The 21,798-nt window shown below is 42.6% G+C and carries 21 protein-coding genes and 1 tRNA gene; 4 read left to right on the top strand and 18 right to left on the bottom strand.

Annotated features, from left to right (window positions below; genetic code table 11):
* Positions 1 to 3: 3 nt before the first annotated feature.
* From ftsW to K1X66_07195, 10 genes are read right to left on the bottom strand one after another with little or no spacing between them, the layout of a single operon-like run.
* The gene (ftsW, locus tag K1X66_07240; GenBank protein MBX7158163.1) at positions 4 to 1,155 is read right to left on the bottom strand and encodes a putative lipid II flippase FtsW; all 1,152 of its coding nucleotides are present in this window, start codon (positions 1,153 to 1,155) and stop codon (positions 4 to 6) included.
* 5 nt (positions 1,156 to 1,160) lie between these two features.
* A complete protein-coding gene (locus K1X66_07235; protein ID MBX7158162.1) occupies positions 1,161 to 2,000 on the bottom strand; it encodes a LysM peptidoglycan-binding domain-containing protein in 840 nt (279 codons plus the stop codon).
* Between the two features lie 22 nt (positions 2,001 to 2,022).
* Positions 2,023 to 3,354 carry a UDP-N-acetylmuramoyl-L-alanine--D-glutamate ligase gene (murD, locus tag K1X66_07230; protein MBX7158161.1) on the bottom strand — a complete coding sequence of 444 codons (1,332 nt, stop codon included), beginning with the start codon at positions 3,352 to 3,354 and terminating at the stop codon, positions 2,023 to 2,025.
* A 22-nt stretch (positions 3,355 to 3,376) separates the two neighbouring features.
* On the bottom strand, positions 3,377 to 4,474 hold the full coding sequence (mraY, locus tag K1X66_07225) for a phospho-N-acetylmuramoyl-pentapeptide-transferase (GenBank protein ID MBX7158160.1): 1,098 nt from the start codon (positions 4,472 to 4,474) through the stop codon (positions 3,377 to 3,379).
* Positions 4,468 to 5,862, bottom strand: a complete 1,395-nt coding sequence (locus tag K1X66_07220; protein MBX7158159.1) for a UDP-N-acetylmuramoyl-tripeptide--D-alanyl-D-alanine ligase — start codon at positions 5,860 to 5,862, stop codon at positions 4,468 to 4,470. The genes mraY and K1X66_07220 overlap by 7 nt, the downstream gene beginning before the upstream one ends.
* Positions 5,853 to 7,319, bottom strand: coding sequence for a UDP-N-acetylmuramoyl-L-alanyl-D-glutamate--2,6-diaminopimelate ligase (locus K1X66_07215; protein MBX7158158.1), 1,467 nt, complete (start codon positions 7,317 to 7,319; stop codon positions 5,853 to 5,855). The genes K1X66_07220 and K1X66_07215 overlap by 10 nt, the downstream gene beginning before the upstream one ends.
* Entirely contained in the window at positions 7,316 to 9,091 is a 1,776-nt protein-coding gene (locus tag K1X66_07210; GenBank protein ID MBX7158157.1) for a penicillin-binding protein 2, read from the bottom strand. Before K1X66_07210 ends, K1X66_07215 begins: the two co-directional genes overlap by 4 nt.
* Positions 9,088 to 9,447 (bottom strand): hypothetical protein, encoded by a 360-nt coding sequence (locus tag K1X66_07205; protein ID MBX7158156.1) that lies wholly within the window; start codon positions 9,445 to 9,447, stop codon positions 9,088 to 9,090. Before K1X66_07205 ends, K1X66_07210 begins: the two co-directional genes overlap by 4 nt.
* Complete coding sequence (rsmH, locus tag K1X66_07200; GenBank protein MBX7158155.1) at positions 9,440 to 10,393, bottom strand: 16S rRNA (cytosine(1402)-N(4))-methyltransferase RsmH; 954 nt, start codon at positions 10,391 to 10,393, stop codon at positions 9,440 to 9,442. The genes K1X66_07205 and rsmH overlap by 8 nt, the downstream gene beginning before the upstream one ends.
* Positions 10,394 to 10,437: 44 nt before the next feature.
* Entirely contained in the window at positions 10,438 to 10,866 is a 429-nt protein-coding gene (locus K1X66_07195) for a division/cell wall cluster transcriptional repressor MraZ (GenBank protein MBX7158154.1), read from the bottom strand.
* A 252-nt stretch (positions 10,867 to 11,118) separates the two neighbouring features.
* On the opposite strand from K1X66_07195, the gene K1X66_07190 reads away from it, so the two are divergent.
* Complete coding sequence (locus tag K1X66_07190; GenBank protein ID MBX7158153.1) at positions 11,119 to 12,153, top strand: polyprenyl synthetase family protein; 1,035 nt, start codon at positions 11,119 to 11,121, stop codon at positions 12,151 to 12,153.
* Positions 12,154 to 12,169: 16 nt separating this feature from the next.
* Here K1X66_07190 and K1X66_07185 read toward each other — a convergent pair whose 3' ends face one another.
* The 8 genes from K1X66_07185 to K1X66_07150 are packed head-to-tail and all read right to left on the bottom strand — an operon-like array spanning position 12,170 to position 20,416.
* Positions 12,170 to 13,060, bottom strand: a complete 891-nt coding sequence (locus tag K1X66_07185) for an ABC transporter permease (GenBank protein ID MBX7158152.1) — start codon at positions 13,058 to 13,060, stop codon at positions 12,170 to 12,172.
* Between the two features lie 7 nt (positions 13,061 to 13,067).
* The gene (locus K1X66_07180; protein MBX7158151.1) at positions 13,068 to 13,985 is read right to left on the bottom strand and encodes an ABC transporter permease; all 918 of its coding nucleotides are present in this window, start codon (positions 13,983 to 13,985) and stop codon (positions 13,068 to 13,070) included.
* 5 nt (positions 13,986 to 13,990) lie between these two features.
* Positions 13,991 to 15,586 (bottom strand): peptide ABC transporter substrate-binding protein, encoded by a 1,596-nt coding sequence (locus K1X66_07175; protein ID MBX7158150.1) that lies wholly within the window; start codon positions 15,584 to 15,586, stop codon positions 13,991 to 13,993.
* A complete protein-coding gene (gene secG, locus K1X66_07170; GenBank protein MBX7158149.1) occupies positions 15,567 to 15,953 on the bottom strand; it encodes a preprotein translocase subunit SecG in 387 nt (128 codons plus the stop codon). Before secG ends, K1X66_07175 begins: the two co-directional genes overlap by 20 nt.
* A 49-nt stretch (positions 15,954 to 16,002) precedes the next feature.
* Positions 16,003 to 16,767 (bottom strand): triose-phosphate isomerase, encoded by a 765-nt coding sequence (tpiA, locus tag K1X66_07165; GenBank protein MBX7158148.1) that lies wholly within the window; start codon positions 16,765 to 16,767, stop codon positions 16,003 to 16,005.
* A 3-nt stretch (positions 16,768 to 16,770) separates the two neighbouring features.
* Entirely contained in the window at positions 16,771 to 18,000 is a 1,230-nt protein-coding gene (locus K1X66_07160) for a phosphoglycerate kinase (GenBank protein ID MBX7158147.1), read from the bottom strand.
* Between the two features lie 50 nt (positions 18,001 to 18,050).
* Complete coding sequence (locus K1X66_07155; protein ID MBX7158146.1) at positions 18,051 to 19,214, bottom strand: hypothetical protein; 1,164 nt, start codon at positions 19,212 to 19,214, stop codon at positions 18,051 to 18,053.
* Positions 19,215 to 19,267: 53 nt separating this feature from the next.
* Positions 19,268 to 20,416 (bottom strand): hypothetical protein, encoded by a 1,149-nt coding sequence (locus tag K1X66_07150; GenBank protein ID MBX7158145.1) that lies wholly within the window; start codon positions 20,414 to 20,416, stop codon positions 19,268 to 19,270.
* 171 nt (positions 20,417 to 20,587) lie between these two features.
* Here K1X66_07150 and K1X66_07145 point away from each other — a divergent pair.
* From K1X66_07145 to K1X66_07135, 3 genes are all read left to right on the top strand, one after another.
* A tRNA-Leu gene (locus K1X66_07145) sits at positions 20,588 to 20,670 on the top strand.
* Between the two features lie 104 nt (positions 20,671 to 20,774).
* The gene (locus K1X66_07140) at positions 20,775 to 20,927 is read left to right on the top strand and encodes a small basic protein (protein ID MBX7158144.1); all 153 of its coding nucleotides are present in this window, start codon (positions 20,775 to 20,777) and stop codon (positions 20,925 to 20,927) included.
* A gap of 10 nt (positions 20,928 to 20,937) precedes the next feature.
* Complete coding sequence (locus tag K1X66_07135) at positions 20,938 to 21,654, top strand: rRNA pseudouridine synthase (GenBank protein ID MBX7158143.1); 717 nt, start codon at positions 20,938 to 20,940, stop codon at positions 21,652 to 21,654.
* The last annotated feature ends 144 nt before the right edge of the window (positions 21,655 to 21,798 follow it).

Here is a 21,798-nt window from a genome sequence, read left to right as displayed (position 1 = left end):
AAATCACGTAAGCCTCTCTCTTTTCCTCCACACCCATCGCGTTTCTTCTTCGGTCGACACATGACGCGCAATACTTATCAACCATCCCGTCATAGCCAACGCCACCACCAAACTCGATCCACCATAACTAATAAAAGGCAAAGCCAATCCCTTATTGGGCAACAATCGCGTGACAACCCCCATATTAATAAAAGCCTGCAACCCCACCAATGTCACAATACCCAACGCCAGTAAAGTTCCCTGCCAATCCGAAGCGCGCGTTGCAATATACCCCCCAATCATCACATACATCACAAAACCCAACACAATCATTAACGTTGCCCTTAACCCTAACTCTTCACCAATAATTGCGAAAATAAAATCGGTATGCGCTTCAGGAAGATAATAAAGTTTTTGACGACTTTCGCCAATACCCAAACCCTCTACCCCTCCTGAACCTAGTGCAATCAACGACTGTGTTTGTTGCCATCCCTCCCCCTTTTCCACCATTTTATCTCCATGACTGGCATGCGCCCATAAACGACTTAAACGCTCTTTGTCCTTCGACACAATAAAACCCACACCTCCGGCTGCTATCACCATAGTTAAAACGAGATATTGCCAACGCACACCCGCCGCAAACCATAAAATCATAAGAACCGCACCCAATAACAACGTCGTACCCACATCCTTTTCAAAAAGAATTAAAAGCAAAACTACACCACAAACCGCAGCAGGAATACAAAAACCATGAAGAAATGTTTTGACCCGTCGCTGATTGATATCATACCACCATGACACAAACAGCAGCAAAGCCAACTTAGCCAATTCACTCGGTTGTAAAGTCAACCCACCTAAACCTAACCAACGATTTGCGCCATTTACCCGCTTCCCAATTCCTGGCACATAACATAAAGCTAAAAGAATCACAACCCCTCCCAACAGCCACCAAATATTTTTATTCCAGCAACGATAATCTCGAAAGGCTGTGACTCCTAAAGCGATCAATCCCAAAACCAACCAAACCGCCTGATTTTTTAAAAATCGAAAACTATCTCCGGCATGGAGCGCTTCCTTAGAGAAAGCGCTCGCGCTATACAACATCACCAAGCCCAGTCCACAAAAACTGAACAAGATGAAAAATAAAAGCGTGGAACCCTGCCGTTTCAAAAGCATAAATTTTATTGTACCGACATTGCAACATGAGAAGCTTCAATTTTTTGAGGCGAAGTAGCTTTGGAAACTTCCGTTTCAACTGGAATCTTTAACTGCATGCCAACACCAATTTTATTCGCATCTTGAATCTGGTTCGCCTCTAAAATTAATTGAGGTTTCGTTCCAAATTTTTTGGCTATACGATAAAGTGTATCACCTTTGACCACGGTATAATTTTCCATGCGTTTCGTAGCGGGCTTCGTTTCAACGACCGGCTTGATCACAGGAGTCGTGTCAACCACGGGAGGGCGAGCCGCGGTCGCGGCAACTGGCTCCTGCTGAGCCACAATCATTTTCGACTCAGAAACTTTCAAAACTTGACCCAAACGAATCTTATCGTCTGCCAATTGATTCCATTTCAACAAATTTGCCAAAGTAATTTTGTATTGCTTTGCAATTTTACTTAAAGTGTCACCCTTTACCACGGCGTGCAAAAGCGGTGCTGCAACAACTATTTCTTTTTTCACTTCCTGAACCGTTGCCTTGGGTGTCGCCACAGGCGGAGGCAAAGTAGGAGTAGTAGTTGGTTTGACAGTATCCTTCTCTGCAGAGGCCATAGCAGGAGTCGTTTGACTGATTTCTTCTGCCATTTTTTGAACTTTAGGCTCGCTGACTTCCATTTTTTTTCTGGATCGACTCTTTTGCTGTTTTTCAGAAACTTCGCTCACACTCGTTTCCGCGCCACCTCGCCAATATTGAAACGCAAAAGCGCCACCAATCACCACAAGATGAACGACTAACACAATTAAAAAGACATGCGACAAACGAATGCCTTCTTTACTTTCTTTTTCCCATTGATTTTCCATATTGATTTCTCCTTTTTTGAATTTAACCGATATTTTCCTGTAAAAATTTTTGCACCATCGCTTTGAATTGATTGCCGCGATCCGCATAATCGCGAAACATGTCAAAACTGGAACAACCGGGTGACAACAACACCACATCACCTGCTTGAGCTAAACGCACAGCTTGATCAAAGGCTTTTTGAAAGTTTGTTGCGGACAAACAATTCGCCTTCTCCCAGGCCTGTTTTAATTTCGATGCAGTCTCTCCTATCAACACCACGCCCCGAGTTCGTTTCGCCACCAATTCGGCTACAGAATCAAATTCAAATCCCTTATCTTTTCCACCGGCAATTAAAACAATGGGATTAGGAAAACTTTCAATCGCCTGCGCCATCGCATCCACATTGGTTGCTTTAGAATCATTAATAAACGTCACTCCTTTTATTTTTCCAACCCACTCACATCGATGCGGCGCAAGACGAAAATTGATCAACGCCTTCACGATTACTGACTCTTCGATTCCATAATATTGAGCCACCGCAATCGCCACCATGATATTTTCTGCATTATGCAATCCCCGCAATGGCAAAGATTCCATAGCAACAATAGCGCGACCGCGATAACAAATCACACCTCTTTCCAGAGTATAATCCGCAGCTAATCCACGCGCAGAAAAAGTAATTGTTTTTGCTTTCAGATCCAACCGACCAAACGAGGCATTTACAATTGCTAAATCACCCGCTGCTTGATTTCTAAAAATTTTTAACTTTGCTGCAAAATAGTCGCTCATCGAATCATAGCGATCCATGTGATCCGGTGAAATATTAAGCAATGCCGCAACTTTGGGATGAAAATGAATAGTTTGCTCTAATTGAAAAGAGCTAGCTTCCACCACCGTCACATCTCGTTTATCACTATCATGAACCACTTCACTGAGAGCCAATCCAATATTGCCTGCAGCACACGATTTTTTACCACCCGCCGTCAAAACAGCATGCACTAATTCCGTTGTCGTCGTTTTTCCGTTCGTTCCCGTAATAGCAATTAAAGGACACTGACAAAAACGATAAGCCAACTCCAACTCACTCCATATTGGCACCTTGGCTTTCAATAAATTTTGAATCATAGAGCGCCGAGGATCAATCCCAGGACTTAAAACTCCAAAATCAAAACGTGTCTCATCTGCACGAATTAATTTCCCCAACTCGACATGAATCCCTCGAGTTTGCAAGGAATTAGCGCGTTCTCTCAACAATTCATTATCCGATTCATCTCTCACAGTAACCTCCGCTCCTACTCCATAGAGCAAACGTGCCGCTGCCAAACCACTGGCACCCAGCCCAATCACCACAACTTTTTGTCCACTCCATTTCATAACCATTCATGCTTCATCTACCTCACCGTAATTTCAAAGTTAACAAAGCTAATGACGCAAAAAAAACGCCAAGTATCCAAAATCGAACCACCACCGTTGTCTCACTCCACCCTTTCAATTCAAAATGATGATGAAGAGGCGCCATCGCAAAAATCCTTTGACCCGTAAGCTTAAAAGAGGCCACTTGCAAAATCACAGAAAGCGCTTCCATCACAAATACGCCACCCACAACCAACAATAAAAATTCTTGATTGATACAAATCGCAATCGTGCCTAAAGCTCCCCCGATCGCTAAAGAACCGGTGTCACCCATAAAAACTTTGGCTGGATAACAGTTGAACCATAAAAACCCTAAAGTCGCGCCCACTAGCGCAGCAGCAATCACCGTCAACTCCCCTGTTCCAGCCGTGTAAGGCATAAATAAATACTCAGCCAATTTCACATTGCCCGACACATAACTAAAGATACCAAATACCAATGCCACAATCACTGTGCATCCTGCGGCCAAACCATCTAACCCATCCGTTAAGTTTACCGCATTTGAAGAACCCGTTAACACCAGCGCAAAAAAAGCTAAAGCTCCCCAACCCATCGTTAAAATCGGTTCTTTAAAAAATGGCACTTCCAACTGAGACGCCTGTTGACTCGTTGCTTCGTCACTTAACAAAGTGGCTCCGATCACAACTGCCAACACAATTTGCACTAAAAGTTTTACTCGACCTGGAACTCCAGCCGATTTCTTCTGTTTCACTTTCAACAAATCATCCCAAAATCCCAATCCGCCTAAAATTAGCATCGCAAACAAAGTCAAAAGAACAAACCGATTCAAAATCGGTGCCCACAACACAGTCGCAATTACCACCGCCGCTAAAATCATCACACCTCCCATTGTCGGCGTTCCACTTTTTCCACCATGCAATTCAGCCAAACGGTGAACCTCTTCTTTAGTGCGAATCGGTTGGCCTAATTTTAACTCCGTCAATTTACGAATAATCCAAGGCCCACAAAACAAACAAAATAAAAGACCCGTCGTCGCCGCACCTAGCGCTCGAAAAGAAACGTAACGAAATAAGTTAAACGCACCAAACGTTTCAGAATAACGATGTAATAATTCTAACACGAGTGATCCCTTTCTGTAACGCTTCCTACCAACGCTTCCACGACTCGCTCTAATCGCGCTGAACGTGACGCTTTAACCAAGATCACATCATTCGAACCCACATTTTTTTTAAGAAAATCGACAGCCTCTTCTACCCCAACAAAAGTTTCAACCTTTATCTTACCAGCAGTTCCCTGAGCATAATTTCCCGCTTCCCTCCCAATCGCCACCACCAAATCCAAAGGAAGTTGAGCCGCTTCTCGACCCACATAACGATGCCACTGACTCGCCTCCTCACCCAGCTCTCCCATATCTCCCAGCACGGCAATTCGCCGTCCTGATAAACCAGCCAAATAATGCAAAGCTGCCTTCATGGAACTAGGATTGGCATTATAAGAATCATCAATCACTTTTCCGCCACCTTTCGCAACATACACCTTCATTCTTCCAGAAGGTAAACTCACTCGCTTCAATCCCTCCGCCATCTCGGCTAAAGAAAAATCTAACGATAAACCCGTAGCAATAGCCAAAGCAGCATTTCCCGCCAAATGTCGACCCACTAAGGGTAATTCAAAAATTTTCTCATCATCTTGAAAAGTCACACAAAAAGATTGCCCCTTATCATTTTGTTCCAATTTGCTCACTCGAACATCAGCCGATTCACTAAACCCAGCAGTTAAAACTTTTCCTTTTGCTCTACCACGCAACGATTCCGTCCAAGAATCATCCGCATTCAAAATGGCGATCGCTTGATTTTCCATTCCCTCAAGTAAAGCGCCCTCCTCCTTGGCAACCCCTGCCTCATCTTTAAAAAATTCCAAATGCTCCAAACCAATATTAGTAATCACCCCCACCGTGGGCTTAACCAATTTCGTTAAAAAGGCAATTTCGCCAGGATGATTCGTGCCTAACTCCACCACTGCCGCCTCATGCTCAGGATCAATTCCCAAAAGCGTCAATGGAACACCCAGATGATTATTTAAATTGCCCAAAGTTTTTGCCGCATTCCATCGTGAACTTAACGCCGCTGCAATTAATTCTTTCGTACTCGTTTTACCATTACTTCCGGCTACCGCTACAATCGGAATCTTAAGACTATCGCGATAAAAAGACGCTAACTGCTGTAATGCCAATACGGTGTTATCGACGCGAATTAATGGAAACTCTTTTAGTGTTTTCACATCGCGCTCCACAACAGCAGTCACAGCACCCCGTGCAATAACTTCCTCAATAAAATCATGAGCATCGTAACGCTCTCCTTTCAGCGCAAAAAAACAGTCGCCTTTTATCACTCGACGCGAATCCGTGTTCACACCCAAAACTTGAGTGGCACTCGAAACATTTCGTCCTGATAACAAAAATGCATCGTCCCAAACCTCTATCAATTCCGAAAGTTTCATCACTCGCATGCCTCCTCCAGAATTTTTTGTGCCACTTCCCTATCATGAAACGGATAACGCACGCCCTCAATTTCTTGATACGTTTCGTGTCCTTTACCCGCGATCAAAACAATATCTTCAGTTCCCGCTTCATTAAGCGCTGCGCGAATCGCCTCTTCACGATCAACAACAATTTCAAAATCATTGTCCTCTTTCAACCCAACCACAATTTCTTCAATAATAGCTTCTGGCTTTTCAAATCGTGGATTATCCGACGTCACATAAACTCGATCACTCAATTCCATCGCAACCGCACCCATCAAAGGACGCTTCGTTCGATCACGATTCCCACCACAACCAAACACCGTAATCAAACGACGATGTGGCACTTGTGCCAACGTTTCCAACGCTTTTCTTAATGCATCATCGGTATGAGCATAATCCACAAAAACTTTAAACCCTTGAGTGTTGGGCACCGCTTCCAAACGACCTGGCACAGATGGCGCACTTTCTAAAGCTCGTGCTAATTTTTCAAAAACGCCACCCAGCATCAACCCTGCTCCCATTGCCGCAGCAGCATTGGCAATATTAAATTTTCCAAACAAAGGCAACGCCACGGATCGGCGTTGATTGCGATAAACAAATTCTGCCAAACATCCCTTTTCATGCCAACCGCACAATCTCCATAGTAAATCTCCAGCAATTTCGCCAAAGACAACCTTCCTATCAGATTTCAATAAAAAATTTTTTACCAATATTTGACCGCGCTTATCATCTCCGTTTACCACCATCGCACCCGGTTTTTGTTGTTGTCCTAAATTGGCAAACAAACGTTGCTTTGCCGAAAAATAAGATTCCATCTCCGAGTGATAATCTAAATGATCACGGGTTAAATTAGTAAAAACCGCTACATCAAAATCCACTCCACCTACTCGATATTGATCCAGTGCATGAGAAGAAACCTCCATGACAGCCGCACGACAGTTTTCTCTCACCATTTTTTGTAATAAGGCATATAACTCACACGATTCTGGTGTCGTATGAGTCGCTGCCTCAACTCGATCCCCAATCTCATAACGCACCGTTCCGATTAATCCACAACGCAGGCCCATCGATTGCAAAAGATGTTTTGTCAAAAATGCCGTTGTTGTTTTGCCATTTGTTCCCGTAATCCCAACCACCTGCAACTGACGATCTGGAAAATCAAAAAATCGTTGAGCGATTTTTGCCATAGCCATCCGGGCATTCGCCACTTCAATCCGAGTTACTTCTGTTTCAAAACTCTCTTCACCAACAACTGCCACTGCCCCATGACTGATCGCCTCCTGAATAAAATCACGTCCTTGTTTTTGGCTTCCTGATAAAGCAAAAAAAAGGTCTCCCTTTTGCACACGACGCGAATCATAAGCCAACCCTTTTACTTGAATTTCTGATTGACCAAAAAGGCGGGCCGATGACACCTCCTGAATTAAATCTTGCAACATCATCGGCTCGCCACCTCCCAGAAAGAAGTTTCAGGACTCAGATCCAAATGTCGTGCAATGCGCGAAGCCATTGCGGAAAAAACGGGCGCTGCCACTTGACCACCATAAATTCCTCCACTGGAAGGCTCATCAATAATCGTTAGCAAAGCAAATTCCGGATCTTGCGCTGGCAAAAAACCAATGAAGGAAGCTAAATACCGTTTGTGCGAATATTCTTTCGCTTCATTATCCCATTTGCGTGAAGTTCCTGTTTTTCCCGCTACAGTAAATCCTTCTACCGCCGCTTTGCCCGCTGTGCCTTCTTGCGAAACTACTGATGATAAAGCTTTAATCACCTGCTTCGCAATTTCCGGCCTAATAATTTGTTTAACAACTCGTGGACTATAACGGGCCACCACACTGCTCTCCTCATCCAAAACCTCATGAATTAACATGGGTCTCATTAGCACACCATCATTGGCAATGGCTGACATGGCAGTAATCATTTGCAAAGGTGTTGCTGCCACTTCATAACCAATTGGAACACGAGTAATAGAAATTTTTGACCATTTTGCCAAAGGTCGCAATGTGCCAACTTGTTCACCTGGCATGATCTGATTTAAAACCGTTTGCCCAAACCCAAATTCGCGAATGTAGCGATAAAGCAAAGTCTCACCCAACTTCAAACCCAATTTAGCAAAACCAACATTGCTGGATTTTTGTAAAACTTGTTCCACAGTCAAAGTTCCATAACTGCTATGATCTCGCAAAGGCACACCTGCCCAAAACCACAAACCATTTTCACAAAAAATCGGAGTATCAAGTGTCACCAATCCTTCATTGAGCGTTGCAGCCGTGGTAACAATTTTAAAGGTCGACCCCGGTTCAAAGGTATCCGTCACACACCGATTGCGCATACCTTCCCAGGTTAAACTGGCTCGTTCGTTAGGATCATAAGTGGGACGATTGGCCAACGCTAAAATTTCACCAGTTTTTGGCCTCATCACAATCGCATAAGCGGCTGCCGGCGAATAATTGGTCATCGCCTTATCCAACTCTTCCTCAACAATATATTGAATGGTTTGATCCAATGTGAGCGAAATGGAATAACCATTTTTTACTGGCGCGTCTTGCGAACGATAAGCGCGAATCTCGTGTCGACTGGCATCATGCTCTGAAACATACCAACCATCAATGCCTTTTAAATAATGATCCATCGAAGCTTCAATGCCATCCTTGCCATTGCCTTCGCTATCGACATAACCCAAGACATGACTCGCATTTCGCCCTTCGGGATAACGACGTTGATATTCGTCCACACCTAAAATACCCGGCCATTGTAAAGCCTCGATTTTTTCCCAGGCTGAAAGCTCTACTTTCTTTTTCAAAACAATAAGGGATCGAGTATCATTCAAACGTTTCAAAATTTCGTTCGTATCCATCTCCAAAAATGGAGCAAGAGACTGAGCGATTTGCTCCAATGACATTCTTTTTTTAGGGTTTTTTATCTCCTGATTCTTCTGCAAGATTTGTCGCAAACGCAAAAGATCTACTTGAACCGTTTTATAAGGAATACTGGTTGCCAAAAGATTGCCATTGCGATCCAGAATATCGCCGCGCCGAGCATAAACCATTTTACGAAAAGCATGATTTGCGGCCGCTCGACCCAGATAATAATCATGCTTTCCCACCTGCACTTCCAACAAACGCAATGAAAGAACAGTAAATAAAAAAACCAACCCACTAATCGTAAGTACTGCGCGCTTTCGCATTTGCTCTGTCCAAGAAAAATTCATCGCGCTTGAGCCACTTTGGCAAGGCGAGATTCCGGCAGGGGCAATGACAACCCTTGATAAACCCGCACAATTTGTTCTTGTTTGATTTCAACCAAATTTAATCCCAATTCCTGAACCCGATTTCGTAAATTTTCGGGATTCTTTAAACGCGCAACATATGCCTCTTGAATCTGATTTTTTTTCTTTAATTCACGCAACGTTTTTTCGCGCAAACTAAGTTCCTCACTCAAATGCCGATGCGTATTGTGTTGAACAATAAAACCTAAACCTAATAACGTGACAAAAAGGATAACGATCCCCAATTTAATCGCGGTAAAAACTTGAAAGGCTTGTGCTTCACGTAATCGATTATTCATAACTGACTCCTGATTCTTTTTCGAAAGTTAATTTTTCCACCACTCGCAGTTTGGCGCTTCGCGCACGAGGATTATTTGCAATTTCTTCGGCACTCGCGACAATCGGCTTTTTGGTGACGAGTTGAAAAACTTGTTTAGGGTTAGGCACGCTGTTAGGCCAACGAGGCGTTTCCTCAAAAGCGCGACTTTTCTCTTTCATCACCTGTTTTACCAAGCGATCCTCAAGAGAATGAAAAGTAATCACAGCCAAACGCCCTTGCGGTTTTAAAATTTTTTCTGCCAATTCCAGCGCTTTTTTGAGTGCCCCCATCTCGTCATTAACCGCTATGCGAAACGCTTGAAAAGAACGTGTGGCTGGATGATGTGAACGCGGGCCTCCACCGGGATAAACCCTCTCAATCACAGCCACTAAATCTTGTGTCGTTTTTACTGGACGTGACATGGAACGCGCTTTCACAATCTCGCGCGCGATCGCTCGAGCCTTAGGCTCCTCACCATATTCACGCAACCAAAAAGCCATATCTTCCTCCATTACCGTTTGTAAAAGTTGAAAAAGCGGCTGCCCTTGCGACGGATCCATGCGCATATCCAAAGGCGCATCGAATCGAAAACTGAAACCTCGTTCCGGAGTGTCGAATTGATGCGAGGAAACGCCCAAATCCAGCAACACACCATCTAGCCCATTTGCCGGCAACTCGTTGATTTGAGAAAAATTTTTCTTTTCGGCCAAAAATCGATCTCCAAATCGCTCCAATCGCTTGGCCGCAAACTGAATAGACTCTGGATCGCGATCCCATCCCAAAACCCGAGCCCCCGTATTTAACAGAGCCTCGCTGTGTCCACCTCCGCCCAATGTGGCATCGAGATAATATTTGCCCTGCGTCGGTTGTAAGACTGCTACAACCTCGCGAACCAAAACCGGCTCGTGATAAGAAGCCTCTTTCAATTAATTTTCCCCCATTCATTTTTTCCAATTCTTTTTCTTATCGTTTACAACCCTAAATCTTCCAAGTTCAAACGCGTTTCACGCCTAATTTTACGAAGTTTTTCATCCCAAATTTCAAAATGGTCCAAAGCGCCAGCTAAAATGGCATTTTTTTTCAAGCCCGCATGCTGGCGCAATCTTTCCGAAATCATTACGCGCCCCTGTGCATCCCACACAATTTTCTGCGCAATCATAGCAAGCGCTTCGATTTTCTTTCTGCGTTTATCGGCCAACGGCAAATCAATAATTTTTTCCTGCTGTCGAGCCAGCCAAGAGCTGGGGTAAACCTTTAAACAACCTTCACTGGAAGGAAAAACAAACAGTTGCGATTCATAACCCTCATCGCGCCATTCCGATGGAATCGTAATGCGTCCCTTCGCATCAAAGCCGTGCTCGAACGAATCGGCATAACTGGCTTTAAAGGGAGCATTCATAATTTTTAAAGGGAGAATATGGTTTCTTTTTCCATATTTCACCACTTTACACCATTTCTTGCCACCAATGCAAACAAAAAATCACGTTTTTTATCTTTTTTGCTGTAACCCTATATTCATCTCCGCCTTGCAGAATAACTGTTAAAGATTATTCGTTAACACCCAAGAATCGTTTGATTGTGGTTTACACAAAAAATTTAATCACAAAAATCTCTTTGACGCATTGAAACTTGCAGGCAGATTTAAATAAACATGAAACGTCCTCCTTTGCAATCCGCCAACTTTTTCAAAAAGGAAATTCCCCTCATTCGAGCAAAATTTGAAATCTCCTTTGCAGAAATTCATTTATTTCTTAAGGAAGTAGACCGATTTATTCGCAAACAAGTGGCCGCGTTTGATCCGGCTTTAGTCGGTTATTTAAGTTATGTATTAGAAACGCGCGGCAAAAATTTGCGACCCGCTCTGGTTTTACTCGCTGGCGGTGTTTCAGGACAAATTCAAACCGATCATATAAAACTCGCTTCCGTCGTGGAATTAATTCATCTCGCTTCTTTAGTTCACGACGACATTTTAGATCATGCTGAAATGCGACGCGGCAAAGCCACCGCTCATGCCCGATGGGGCCCGGAAACAGCAGTGCTTTTGGGCGATTGTCTTTTTGCCCATGCCCTCAAATTATGCACCCGTTTTGAGAATCGCCGTGTTGCAGAAAAAGTTGCCGAAGCTGCTAGCGATTTGATCCAAGGTGAAATTTTGCAAACGCAACGTCAATTCGACCTGACTTTTTCCATAGAAGATTATTTTCGAATCATCGGTATGAAAACAGCTGCCTTATTTGAAGTCTGCACCGAACTAAGCGCTCTGCTCAATCAGGTTAACCAAGAAAAACAAGAGAGTTTTCGGCAATTTGGCCGCCATTTAGGTATTGCTTATCAAATTTACGATGACTGTCTAGATCTGGTTGGAACTGAAAACCAAACTGGAAAAACTTTGGGCACCGACCTGGTAAAAGGCAAGCTAACTTTGCCTATTCTTTTTTATCTTCAAACTCTTCAAGGAGCCGACCTGGAAAAAGCGCATGAAATTATTTTGAGCGGCGAATTAGAAAGTTACTATCAACTCATTCAAGCAATTCATGCTTCAGGCCAATTTCGTCACGCTATTGAAAGTTTTATTAAAGAAATTGATGCGAGTCGCGCTTACCTTACTGAATGGAAGCAAAATGTTTATCGCAACGGATTAGAAAAGTTCCTCGAAACATTAAAGCAACAACTCGAACCTCTTTAAGTTTATTACCTAGAGATCAATGCGATTGACTTCGAGGATCAAGCCAATCGCGCAAACCATCACCCACAAAGTTCAAGGCCAACAACGTAATGGCCATGGCCAAACTAGGCGTAAAAAGCAGCCACCAATAACTTTTAATAGGATTAATAATTTGCGCTCCACTGGAAATCATAATTCCCCAACTCGAAAGAGGCGCTTGAACACCCAAACCTAAAAAGCTAAGGAGCGATTCCTCCAAAATAACCACTGGAATCGTTAAGGTTAAATAAACCAATATAATCCCGGTGAGATTAGGCAAAATATGTCGAAATAAGAGATAAAAATGATTTTGCCCCAAAGCGCGGCTTGCTGTTACAAATTGTCTTTCTTTTAAAGTCAAAACTTGCCCTCGCACAATGCGTGCCATAGTTAACCACTCGACAGCACCTAATCCTACGAATAATAAAACTAATCGAGCCTGAGCCGCTAATTCCGGCCATTCCCAACGCATTAACAAGCGCCGCATTTGCCAATCCAACATGCTAATCAAAGTAATAACAAAAATGAGTCGTGGAATACTATACAGCACATCCACCAAACGCATCATCACCAAATCAATTTTTCCCCCGATATAGCCGGAAATCGCGCCATAACTCACACCAATCAGCAAACTCACCAGAGCGCCTACAAAACCTACCAACAAAGAAATTCGCGCGCCATAAAGCATGCGTGTAAAAACATCGCGTCCCAATAAATCCGTCCCCCCCCAATGCTGCCAACTTGGAGGAGAAAATGCCGTAGCGCTACCCGTTTCATAATCGTAAGGCGAAAACCAAGGACCGATAATAGCCGCCAAAACAACGATACATAAAATGCATAAAGCTATCATGATACGTCGATGAATTAGAATTTGAGAAAAAAGTTTCATCTCAATATCACGCAGATTGAATCCGTTTATCTAGCAAACCGTAAAACAAATCGACTACCAGGTTGAAGGCAATTAGCAACATGCTGTAAACCAGTGTAATGCCACCGACAACAAAAACGTCGCGATTCAAAACGCCGTTCACGAAAAAAGGGCCAATGCCAGGAATTTTAAAAATTTCTTCCACAACCAAAGAACCGGTTAAAATATTAGCCGCGAGCGGCCCAGAATAAGAAACCACAGGCAACGCAGCATTTTTTAAAGCATGAACGTAAAGCACGCGCCATTCAGCAAGACCTTTGGCGCGAGCTGTGCGAATATAATCTTGATTCAATGTTTCCAACATGCTCACCCGCACCATTCGGGCGAGATAAGCCATGTATGGAAGGCTCAAAGCCAGAGCAGGCAAAAAAACTTGTTGGACTGTCCCCCAACCGCCTACGGGCAACCATCCCAACTTAAAACTAAAAAGAACAATGAGTAATGGCCCGATCACAAAACTCGGCAATGCAATTCCCAACAAAGCTAAAAACATCAAAATAGAATCCGACGGTCGATTATGTCGATAAGCCGCCCAAATTCCAAAAAAACAACCTCCACCCAACGCCAAAAAAAAAGCAATGCCTCCTAGGCAAGCGGAAATGGGCAACGTTTGAGAAATGATTTCGTTCACTGTGCGATTGCGATATTTGGTGGATAATCGCAAGTCGCCTCGAGCTACGTCTTTTAAGTAATAATAAAGTTGAGTTAGCACGGGACCATCCAATTGATATTGCGCCATGAGTTGACGTTTAATGCTTTCAGGAATCGCTTTTTCACGATCAAACGGTCCACCAGGAGCCAAACGCATCAAGAAAAAAGTCAGACAAACCACCGCAAACAAAGTGGGAATCGCCAATACCACGCGAATAATCAAACGGCGTCTCATAAAATTTATTTTCGAAACATTTCGCGAATAGGATATTCATCAATCAAGTTGAGATGCAAGCCTCCTAATCGATTCGCGTCATATAATTTAATGCCAACGAAATGAAAAATAGGAACGATAGGCACCTGTTCTTCCACAAGAATAGTTTCAGCTTGATAAAGCAACTGCGCGCGTTTGTCGGGATTATTTTCCTGATTGGCTTGAGTCATCAATTGATCGTATCGAGCAAAACTCCATCCCGTGCGATTATTGCCGCGACCTGTAACAAAGCAATCGAGAAAAGTATTAGGATCAGCATAATCTCCCACCCAACTGGAGCGCGCGATATCGTAATCCAATTGGCTCAATGAATTGAGATAAACTTTCCATTCTTGATTTCTCAATTCCACTCGAATTCCCAACTCTTTTTTCATCATACTTTGAAAAGCCAACGCAATATTTTCGTCTTGCTCAGTTTTATTATAAAGCAATGTCATAGCAGGAAAATTTTTCCCATTCGGATAACCGGCTTGGGCTAATAATTTTCGACCCAAATCAGGATCGTGACTCAAACCTCGGGGCGGTTGATATTGCGGAAGTCCTGGAGGCGTGAAAGACCCTGTGACCGGTTCGCCAGCGCGCGTGACGCGTTCGACAATAAATTTTTTATCAATCGAAAATGCAATCGCTTTGCGAACCAGAGGATTATTGAAAGGGGGTCGCGTAACATTAAAGCGATAAAAATAAGTAGCTAAAATCGGCGCAATATGACAATCGGGACGTTTGCGCAGTTCCCCTAATAATAAAGGTGGTATACTGCCTTTATCCAAAACAAGATCGGCCACACTAGTTTGATAAAAATTAAAAGCCGTTGTTGCTTGATTAATCGGCAACGCTTCTACCGTGTTCAATTCCACCTGATCAGCACGCCAATAATAAGGATTTTTTTCCAACCGAATGCGATCATTGATCCGCCAATCCGTCAAACGATAAGCGCCATTGGAAACTAATTTTCCTGGTTTAATCCAATCTAATCCGTAGCGCCTAAGGGTAGGAAAATGGACCGGATAAGTCGTCACAAACGCACAAAGATCGAGAAAGAAAGGCGTGGGATCGTGCAATCTCACTTCCAGGGTTTGCGAATCGAGCGCTTTCACCCCCACCTGATTAAAATCTTTTATTTTACCATCGTGATAAGCCTCAGCATTTTCAAGATAGTAAAGAATTTCCGCATAATCGGAAGTTGTCACTGGATTTAACACGCGCTCCCACGACTGCGCAAAATCTTGCGCGGCTACCAAATCGCCATTGCTCCAACGCGCGTTATTTCTCAAATAAAAACGGTAAGTTAATCCATCGGAAGAAATTTCCCAACGCTCCGCCATACCAGGCCCCACACGACCATAACTATCGCGCGAGGTTAATCCTTCGAAAAGCGCCATTACAATGCGCCCCTCCGGTTGACCCGTAATAATAGCGGGATCCAAACTTTCCGGCTCAATGCCATTAATAAAAACTAAATCTGCTCGAGGTTTGGAGGGCGAACAGGAAGAAAGGGAAAATCCCAGAAAAATAAAATAAAGAAAAAATCGTAACAACACGTTACGGCTGATTTGTGGCATTGGAGGAAAGATTAGTGGTCAAATCCATGACGTTAGTTTCCAAAGACAAAATATTAGTGGAAACCGAAGTTGGTTTCATTGTGTGTTCCGTTAACGCTTTTTGGACTTCACTAGAAGGAGTGGAACGGTGCGCATAAAGCGAGCTTAGGGTTAATATAATACCAAAAAATAAAACCACGCACCAAACAGTTAAGCGACTAAGCACGTTAGAAGTGTCAGCACCAAAAACCGATTCGGTCATGCCTGAACCAAATGCCGCGCCTAATCCTTCTTGCTTCGGGCGTTGCATCAAAATCAAAAGCACCATGAAAGCACAAAGCGGCACTAAAATAATTTGCAATCCTATGATGATAAAATTTGTCCACATAAAGCGCCCGAAGCATAAAGAGCAAACCCAATCATGGCAAGCTAGAAGCTTATCCTACACTATTTTTCACAATCGCAGTAAAGCTCGCTGCTTCGAGGCTCGCCCCTCCCACCAAAGCGCCATCCACGTCAGGTTGATTTAACAGTTCTTTAGCATTTTCCGGCTTCACACTACCACCATATTGAATGCGAATCTGATCGGCCACTTTAGTGCTAAACTGCTTAGCGATCTGATCTCGAATCCAATTATGCACCTCTTGAGCTTGCGCAGGCGTGGCATTCCTCCCTGTGCCAATGGCCCAAACCGGTTCATAAGCAACGATGATGTGATTCATCGCTTCATCAGAAAGATCGTGAAACGCTTTTTGAATTTGGTTTCGAATTAAAGTTTCAGCGCCATTGTCTTCGCGAACTGATAATTTTTCTCCCACACAAACAATGGATTTCAAATTCGCAGCCAACGCAGCTTTAATTTTGCGATTTACTATTTCGTCAGTCTCCAAAAAATATTCGCGCCGTTCACTGTGGCCAATAATTACGTAACCACATCCCGCGTCTCGCAGCATATCGGCTGAAATTTCACCCGTGTAAGCACCCTGTTTTTCATAAAAAAGATTCTGAGCGCCGAGCGAAAAATGAGAGTGACCTTTAATCAAATCGTTCACACTCGCTAAACTGGTAAAGGGCGGGCAAATCACTAAATCCGCTCGGTCAAAATCGCCCAGTTGCTTGAGAAGATTTTGGGTTAAAATTACGCCTTCAGAGGGCGTTTTGTTCATTTTCCAGTTGGCAGCAATAATTTTTTTACGAAGCATAAATCATTTATCATTCAACGCAGCAACCCCAGGCAAGGTTTTGCCTTCCAGCAATTCAAGGGAAGCGCCTCCTCCGGTTGAGATAAAGGTAATTTTATCTTTTACACCAGCTTGCTTGATGGCTTTGATGGAGTCCCCGCCTCCAACGATGCTTGTGGCTTGATTGTTTTTTGCAACCACCTGGGCAATCGCAAATGTGCCCTGAGCACAAGCTGCGATCTCGAAAACTCCCATCGGACCATTCCATAAAATCGTTTTGGCTTTAGCAATTTCTTGTTGATAGCGTTTAATGGTCTTCGGACCAATGTCGACGCCCTGCCACGAATCAGGAATCGCTTCGCCGGGTTGGGTAAAACGGCTTTGACCCACACTTTTTTTAGAAAAATCGAGCTGATCAACGATCAAATTATCTTCAGGCAATAAAAATGAAATTTGTTTTTGTTTCGCCTTTTTGATGGCAGCTAAAGCCACTTCTTTTTTATCTGGTTCGCATAAGGAGTCTCCAATGCCTTTGCCTAAAGCGTATTGAAAGGTATAAGCCATCCCCCCGCCGATTAAAATCGTATCAGCTTTTTCGATGAGCCGATCAATGACATTAATTTTATCGGACACTTTCGCGCCGCCTAAAATCACCACAAACGGTTTTGCCGGCTCTTCCACTGCCTCGCTAAGGAATTGGAGTTCTTTTTGCATGAGAAATCCACTAACTGCTTTTTTTGAAAAGCGCGCAATGGCTTCAGTGGACGCATGCGCGCGATGTGCCGCGCCAAAGGCGTCATTGATATAAATATCGCCTAAGGCGGCCAAGCGTTTGCCTAGGTCAGGATCATTTTTTTCTTCACCCGGATAAAACCGGATATTTTCGAGAAGAAAAATTTGTCCTGGTTTGGCGTGAGCAAGAATTGATTGAACTTCTTCATAATCTTGCGGTTTCATTAGATCATGATGAATAAACGCCACCGGATGATCGAGCAGTTCATTGAGTCGAATACCGATGGAACGCAGACTTTGATGAGTATCTATTTTTCCTTTTGGACGTCCTAAATGACTCACTAAAATAATAATAGCATTTTGCTTCAGTAAATGAGTTAATGTAGGTAAAGCGGCTCGAATTCGAGTGTCATCGGCGATCGTGGGGTGACTCTGTTTATTTTCCAGTGGAACATTGAAGTCAACGCGAACTATTACCCGCTGACCTTCACAAGAAATATCTTGAATAGAAAGTTTAGCCATATCTCTCAGTATAGAAAGATATGGCTCGCTGTCGCGCAAAAACAATTAATTTATTTTACTTGAGAAGTGAAAGTATTAGTAAAGAAAACGCTACCAATATTTGTGCCTTGTGTTGCATCAACTTTAATAATTAAGGTAACCGAAGCGGTGTCTGGGGCAACGCCTTGTCCCGGTTTATTGGCTTTACCTTTATGTTTAGCAAGTGCCTTCACACCTTTTTTGGCGAGTTTGCCTTTGGTAATGGGTTTAAACAGTCCTGCTACAACAAGATTAGTAGGAACATTGGTTGTTCCTGTGGCAAAAGCGACATACGACACTTGTGTGGGGGTGCTCACTGTGGCAAGCACATGAGTTTTAAAAGCAAAACCGCCAGTTCCCTTAAAGCGAAGCGTCTTGGTAAGTTTAGGTTTTTTTAGAGAAAGCTGAATATCAGCAAATGAAACAGGAGCGTTATTGGTAGGATTGGGATTAACATTGAATGCATTAGTAGAAAAATCTATTGCAAAATCATCAATGGCCAAACCTTGACCATTGTTTAGATTATCAGATTGAACCCAACGAATCCAAAATTCTCCATTGGGCGGTATAACAATAGGATTAGGGAATACCGCGCTATTCACAGAAAATGATTTTTGATTGGAAAGAGCATTCCCATTCAAAGCAAGAGTCGCACCCGTTTTAGGGCTAACAAAATCAAACAAAGACAAAGCAGTCCAACCTGTATTATTGGCTAGAAAATCATTACCACCAATTCGGTAGAAAAATCTTAAAGTCTGTGGCATCGGATTGTTTTGAGTCCACTGTTCCCCTTTATAAGAAATAGTAATATTACTAATACTAAAAGCGGTGGAATTATGAAAGCGTGCCCCATAAAACCAATCCAAATGTTGAGGACCAAGCAGTCCATTGACTCCCCCCAAAGCTCGATCAAGTGCCCCATTGGAACCATAATTTTTGGGAACCACTAAAGGATTGCTTCCATCATCGGCTACTAAGCCGAAGATATCCGAAGAACCCATACCATCCGTGGAAAAAACATAATACCAACCTGGTAACGGGTTCATGTTATTCGCCCAGGGAGAATTGTTTACCCCAAAAACATCAAAGTTTTGGCTATAAGTAAAAGGCACATTGGGAATATCAATTTGCCCTCGTAAAGACAATTGAAAAACAAAACCTAATAAACCATACAAAGCTAATTTAGAATATTTCATCGAACTAAGTTAGGATTCGAGATTTTTTTTTCAATGTAAAAATAAAAAAAACCTTATTTTACCTTTGAACTGAAAACATTCGTAAATAAAGCGCTACCCGCATTAGTTCCCTGGGTTCCATCCACCTTCACGATAAGCGTTATAGAAGGAGTTTCTGAAGGAATACCTTGGCCCGGCTTATTGGCTTTACCTTTATGCTTGAAAAGAGCCACAACCCCTTTTTTGGCTAACTTCTTCTTGATTTTAGTTTTAAATATACCTGCCTCCAAGAAAACAAGATTGGTGGGAATATTAGTCGAAGTAGCAAAAGCAGCATAAGAAGCTTTGGTCACAACACTCGTATTGGCAAAGATTTGACCTTTTATGGGAAAACCATTCAGGCCATTAAAACGCAATAATTTATCAATCTTCGGTTTCTTAAGGTTAAGTTGAACATCCAATAATGATAAGACACTATTACTGCCATTATTATTAGTTGGACCCGGATTAATTATATTAGAAATACCACTAAAGGATACTGATATATCATCAATCGCTAACCCGTGGCCAAATTGAACCACACTTGGGAAAAACCAACGAAACCAAAATTCTTCACCTGGAGCAATAATGATGCTGGTTATTGAATTAGAAATAAAGGTTTGGTTAGTAGGACTATTACCATTTAAAATAGCCGAAAAGAAATTAGTTTGTGGACTAATAAAATCAAAAATGGGTTGTGCTGTCCAATCGAGATTATTAGTATCTGCCAAGAAGTTTGTTCCTCCTTTTCGAAAAAAGAATTGCAGCTTCTGAATACCAGCCATTTCCCCTCTTCGCCATTGCTTGCCCACGTAACTTAAATTAATTTTATTAATGACTAAATCGGTAGCATTACTAAAATGCAAACCCCAAAAAGCGCTTTGATTAGGCACCGATAGAGCTCCCAATGAACGATTGGCATCAGCATTGATGCCGAAATTATAAATATTAGGAATACTTGTCGATCCGTCATTAACCAAAAGAGCATTAATATTATTGGTCTCTTGAACTAAATACCATCCTGGTAATGAAAAATTATCTACCCACGGCGTATTGGCTGGTGTTAAGACGGTAAAATTTTCATTGTAAACTTGTGCAACGTCCGTAATCACGACTTGCGCCTGACTCAAACGTAAAGAAATACCATTCAACAATAAAATAAAAAACAGAAATTTCTTTTTCATTCTTTTAAACCTCCTTAATTTGACCACCATAACATTGCTTAGAATAAAAGGCAATAGATAGAGATAAAAAATTTCCCTCTAAATTCCCATTGCATTTCATTTTCATTCTTTATATAGCGTTTAGAGATCTCACCGTTAGAAAAACTAATCGTGAGCTATCTATTTTAGCTAGCCCGAGTGGTGGAATGGCAGACACACAGGACTTAAAATCCTGTGCTCGCAAGGGCGTGCGGGTTCGAGTCCCGCCTCGGGCATTTTGCTAGTTAATTTTTTAATCAACCCTTTACTTCGGGAAATTTGCTTGTCGAAATGGGGATTTTTTTTCATGATCCTTAAAAATTTTGAAAGAGTAAAAGTTATGTCACAACATCGTAGTTTAAAGAGTCAAGGCGCCATGGCTGCCAAAAAAAGTGTGCTCAAGCGATTCGAGCGGGTTGAATTATTAAAAAAGCGCGGTCAATGGAAACCTGGCGATCGCGTGACCGGGTTGCGCAAAACTAAACCTGAATAAATAAAAATTTATGCCGCAAGGCTCGCATCTGCGGCTCAATCAATTTCTAGCCTCAGCAGGATTAGGATCGCGCCGTTCTTGCGAACGATTGATTCGCGATGGTCTAGTTTGGGTTAATGGCAAGAAAATCACTTCTTTAGCGACACGAGTTAAGTCCCAAGATCAAGTCATTTGTGATGGGAAAGAAGTTCGCCTCAAGCAAGAAAAGATAGTCATTGCTTTTAATAAACCGCGTGGATTCGTCTGCTCCAAAAAATCGGAAGGCTCTTTCCGTTCCATTTACGATTTATTGCCGGTTGAGTTTAAATCGTTATTTTACGTTGGGCGATTGGATGCGGAAAGTGAAGGGCTATTGTTGTTAACTAATGATGGTTATTTAGCGCAGCAATTTTCGCATCCACGCTATCATGTCAGTAAAATTTATCGGGCCACTTTGGATAAAGCTTTTGATTTTCAAAAGAGCACTCGTCTATTAAAAGGAAGTTGGGTGGAAGGAAAACGCGCCAAGTTCGATGCGATTCATGCTTTAAGCGGAAAAACTGTAAAAGTGATTTTAAGCCAGGGGATTAAACGTCAGATTCGCCAGCAATTTTTTCAGTTAGGATACGAAGTAAAAAAATTAGTTCGGACACAAGTAGGCCCCATCCTTTTAGACCATTTACCGGCCGGAAAATGGCGAAAATTGAACTTAGAAGAGCTAAAAAAACTGAAAAAATCGTTTAATTAATGAATTAAATTAATCATAAGATATTCATAATTAATTAGATATAAATTTTTAAGGCTTTGTTTGACAGAACCACCCTTTATAGCCGATGATTAGGGGATATTAATTCGTCTAAATGATAAATGAGAATAGAGAGAGTCGAGGTGA

The sequence above is a fragment of the Verrucomicrobiia bacterium genome, assembly GCA_019694135.1.
In the GTDB taxonomy this organism is placed as follows: Bacteria; Verrucomicrobiota; Verrucomicrobiia; order JADLBR01; family JAIBCM01; genus JAIBCM01.
This window is presented reverse-complemented; position numbering and strand designations above follow the sequence as displayed.

What these genes read in the sequence shown, in the direction of transcription:
- K1X66_07210 (MBX7158157.1), bottom strand. Translation starts at nt 9,091, where the DNA reads ATGAATTTTTCTTGGACAGAGCAAATGCGAAAGCGCGCAGTACTTACG.
- K1X66_07175 (MBX7158150.1), bottom strand. Translation starts at nt 15,586, where the DNA reads ATGCCACAAATCAGCCGTAACGTGTTGTTACGATTTTTTCTTTATTTT.
- tpiA (MBX7158148.1), bottom strand. Translation starts at nt 16,767, where the DNA reads ATGCTTCGTAAAAAAATTATTGCTGCCAACTGGAAAATGAACAAAACG.
- K1X66_07235 (MBX7158162.1), bottom strand. Translation starts at nt 2,000, where the DNA reads ATGGAAAATCAATGGGAAAAAGAAAGTAAAGAAGGCATTCGTTTGTCG.
- K1X66_07195 (MBX7158154.1), bottom strand. Translation starts at nt 10,866, where the DNA reads ATGAATGCTCCCTTTAAAGCCAGTTATGCCGATTCGTTCGAGCACGGC.
- K1X66_07160 (MBX7158147.1), bottom strand. Translation starts at nt 18,000, where the DNA reads ATGGCTAAACTTTCTATTCAAGATATTTCTTGTGAAGGTCAGCGGGTA.
- K1X66_07215 (MBX7158158.1), bottom strand. Translation starts at nt 7,319, where the DNA reads ATGATGTTGCAAGATTTAATTCAGGAGGTGTCATCGGCCCGCCTTTTT.
- K1X66_07140 (MBX7158144.1), top strand. Translation starts at nt 20,775, where the DNA reads ATGTCACAACATCGTAGTTTAAAGAGTCAAGGCGCCATGGCTGCCAAA.
- secG (MBX7158149.1), bottom strand. Translation starts at nt 15,953, where the DNA reads ATGTGGACAAATTTTATCATCATAGGATTGCAAATTATTTTAGTGCCG.
- K1X66_07150 (MBX7158145.1), bottom strand. Translation starts at nt 20,416, where the DNA reads ATGAAAAAGAAATTTCTGTTTTTTATTTTATTGTTGAATGGTATTTCT.
- K1X66_07220 (MBX7158159.1), bottom strand. Translation starts at nt 5,862, where the DNA reads ATGCGAGTGATGAAACTTTCGGAATTGATAGAGGTTTGGGACGATGCA.
- ftsW (MBX7158163.1), bottom strand. Translation starts at nt 1,155, where the DNA reads ATGCTTTTGAAACGGCAGGGTTCCACGCTTTTATTTTTCATCTTGTTC.
- K1X66_07135 (MBX7158143.1), top strand. Translation starts at nt 20,938, where the DNA reads ATGCCGCAAGGCTCGCATCTGCGGCTCAATCAATTTCTAGCCTCAGCA.
- murD (MBX7158161.1), bottom strand. Translation starts at nt 3,354, where the DNA reads ATGAAATGGAGTGGACAAAAAGTTGTGGTGATTGGGCTGGGTGCCAGT.
- K1X66_07185 (MBX7158152.1), bottom strand. Translation starts at nt 13,060, where the DNA reads ATGAAACTTTTTTCTCAAATTCTAATTCATCGACGTATCATGATAGCT.
- K1X66_07155 (MBX7158146.1), bottom strand. Translation starts at nt 19,214, where the DNA reads ATGAAATATTCTAAATTAGCTTTGTATGGTTTATTAGGTTTTGTTTTT.
- K1X66_07205 (MBX7158156.1), bottom strand. Translation starts at nt 9,447, where the DNA reads ATGAATAATCGATTACGTGAAGCACAAGCCTTTCAAGTTTTTACCGCG.
- K1X66_07180 (MBX7158151.1), bottom strand. Translation starts at nt 13,985, where the DNA reads ATGAGACGCCGTTTGATTATTCGCGTGGTATTGGCGATTCCCACTTTG.
- K1X66_07190 (MBX7158153.1), top strand. Translation starts at nt 11,119, where the DNA reads ATGAAACGTCCTCCTTTGCAATCCGCCAACTTTTTCAAAAAGGAAATT.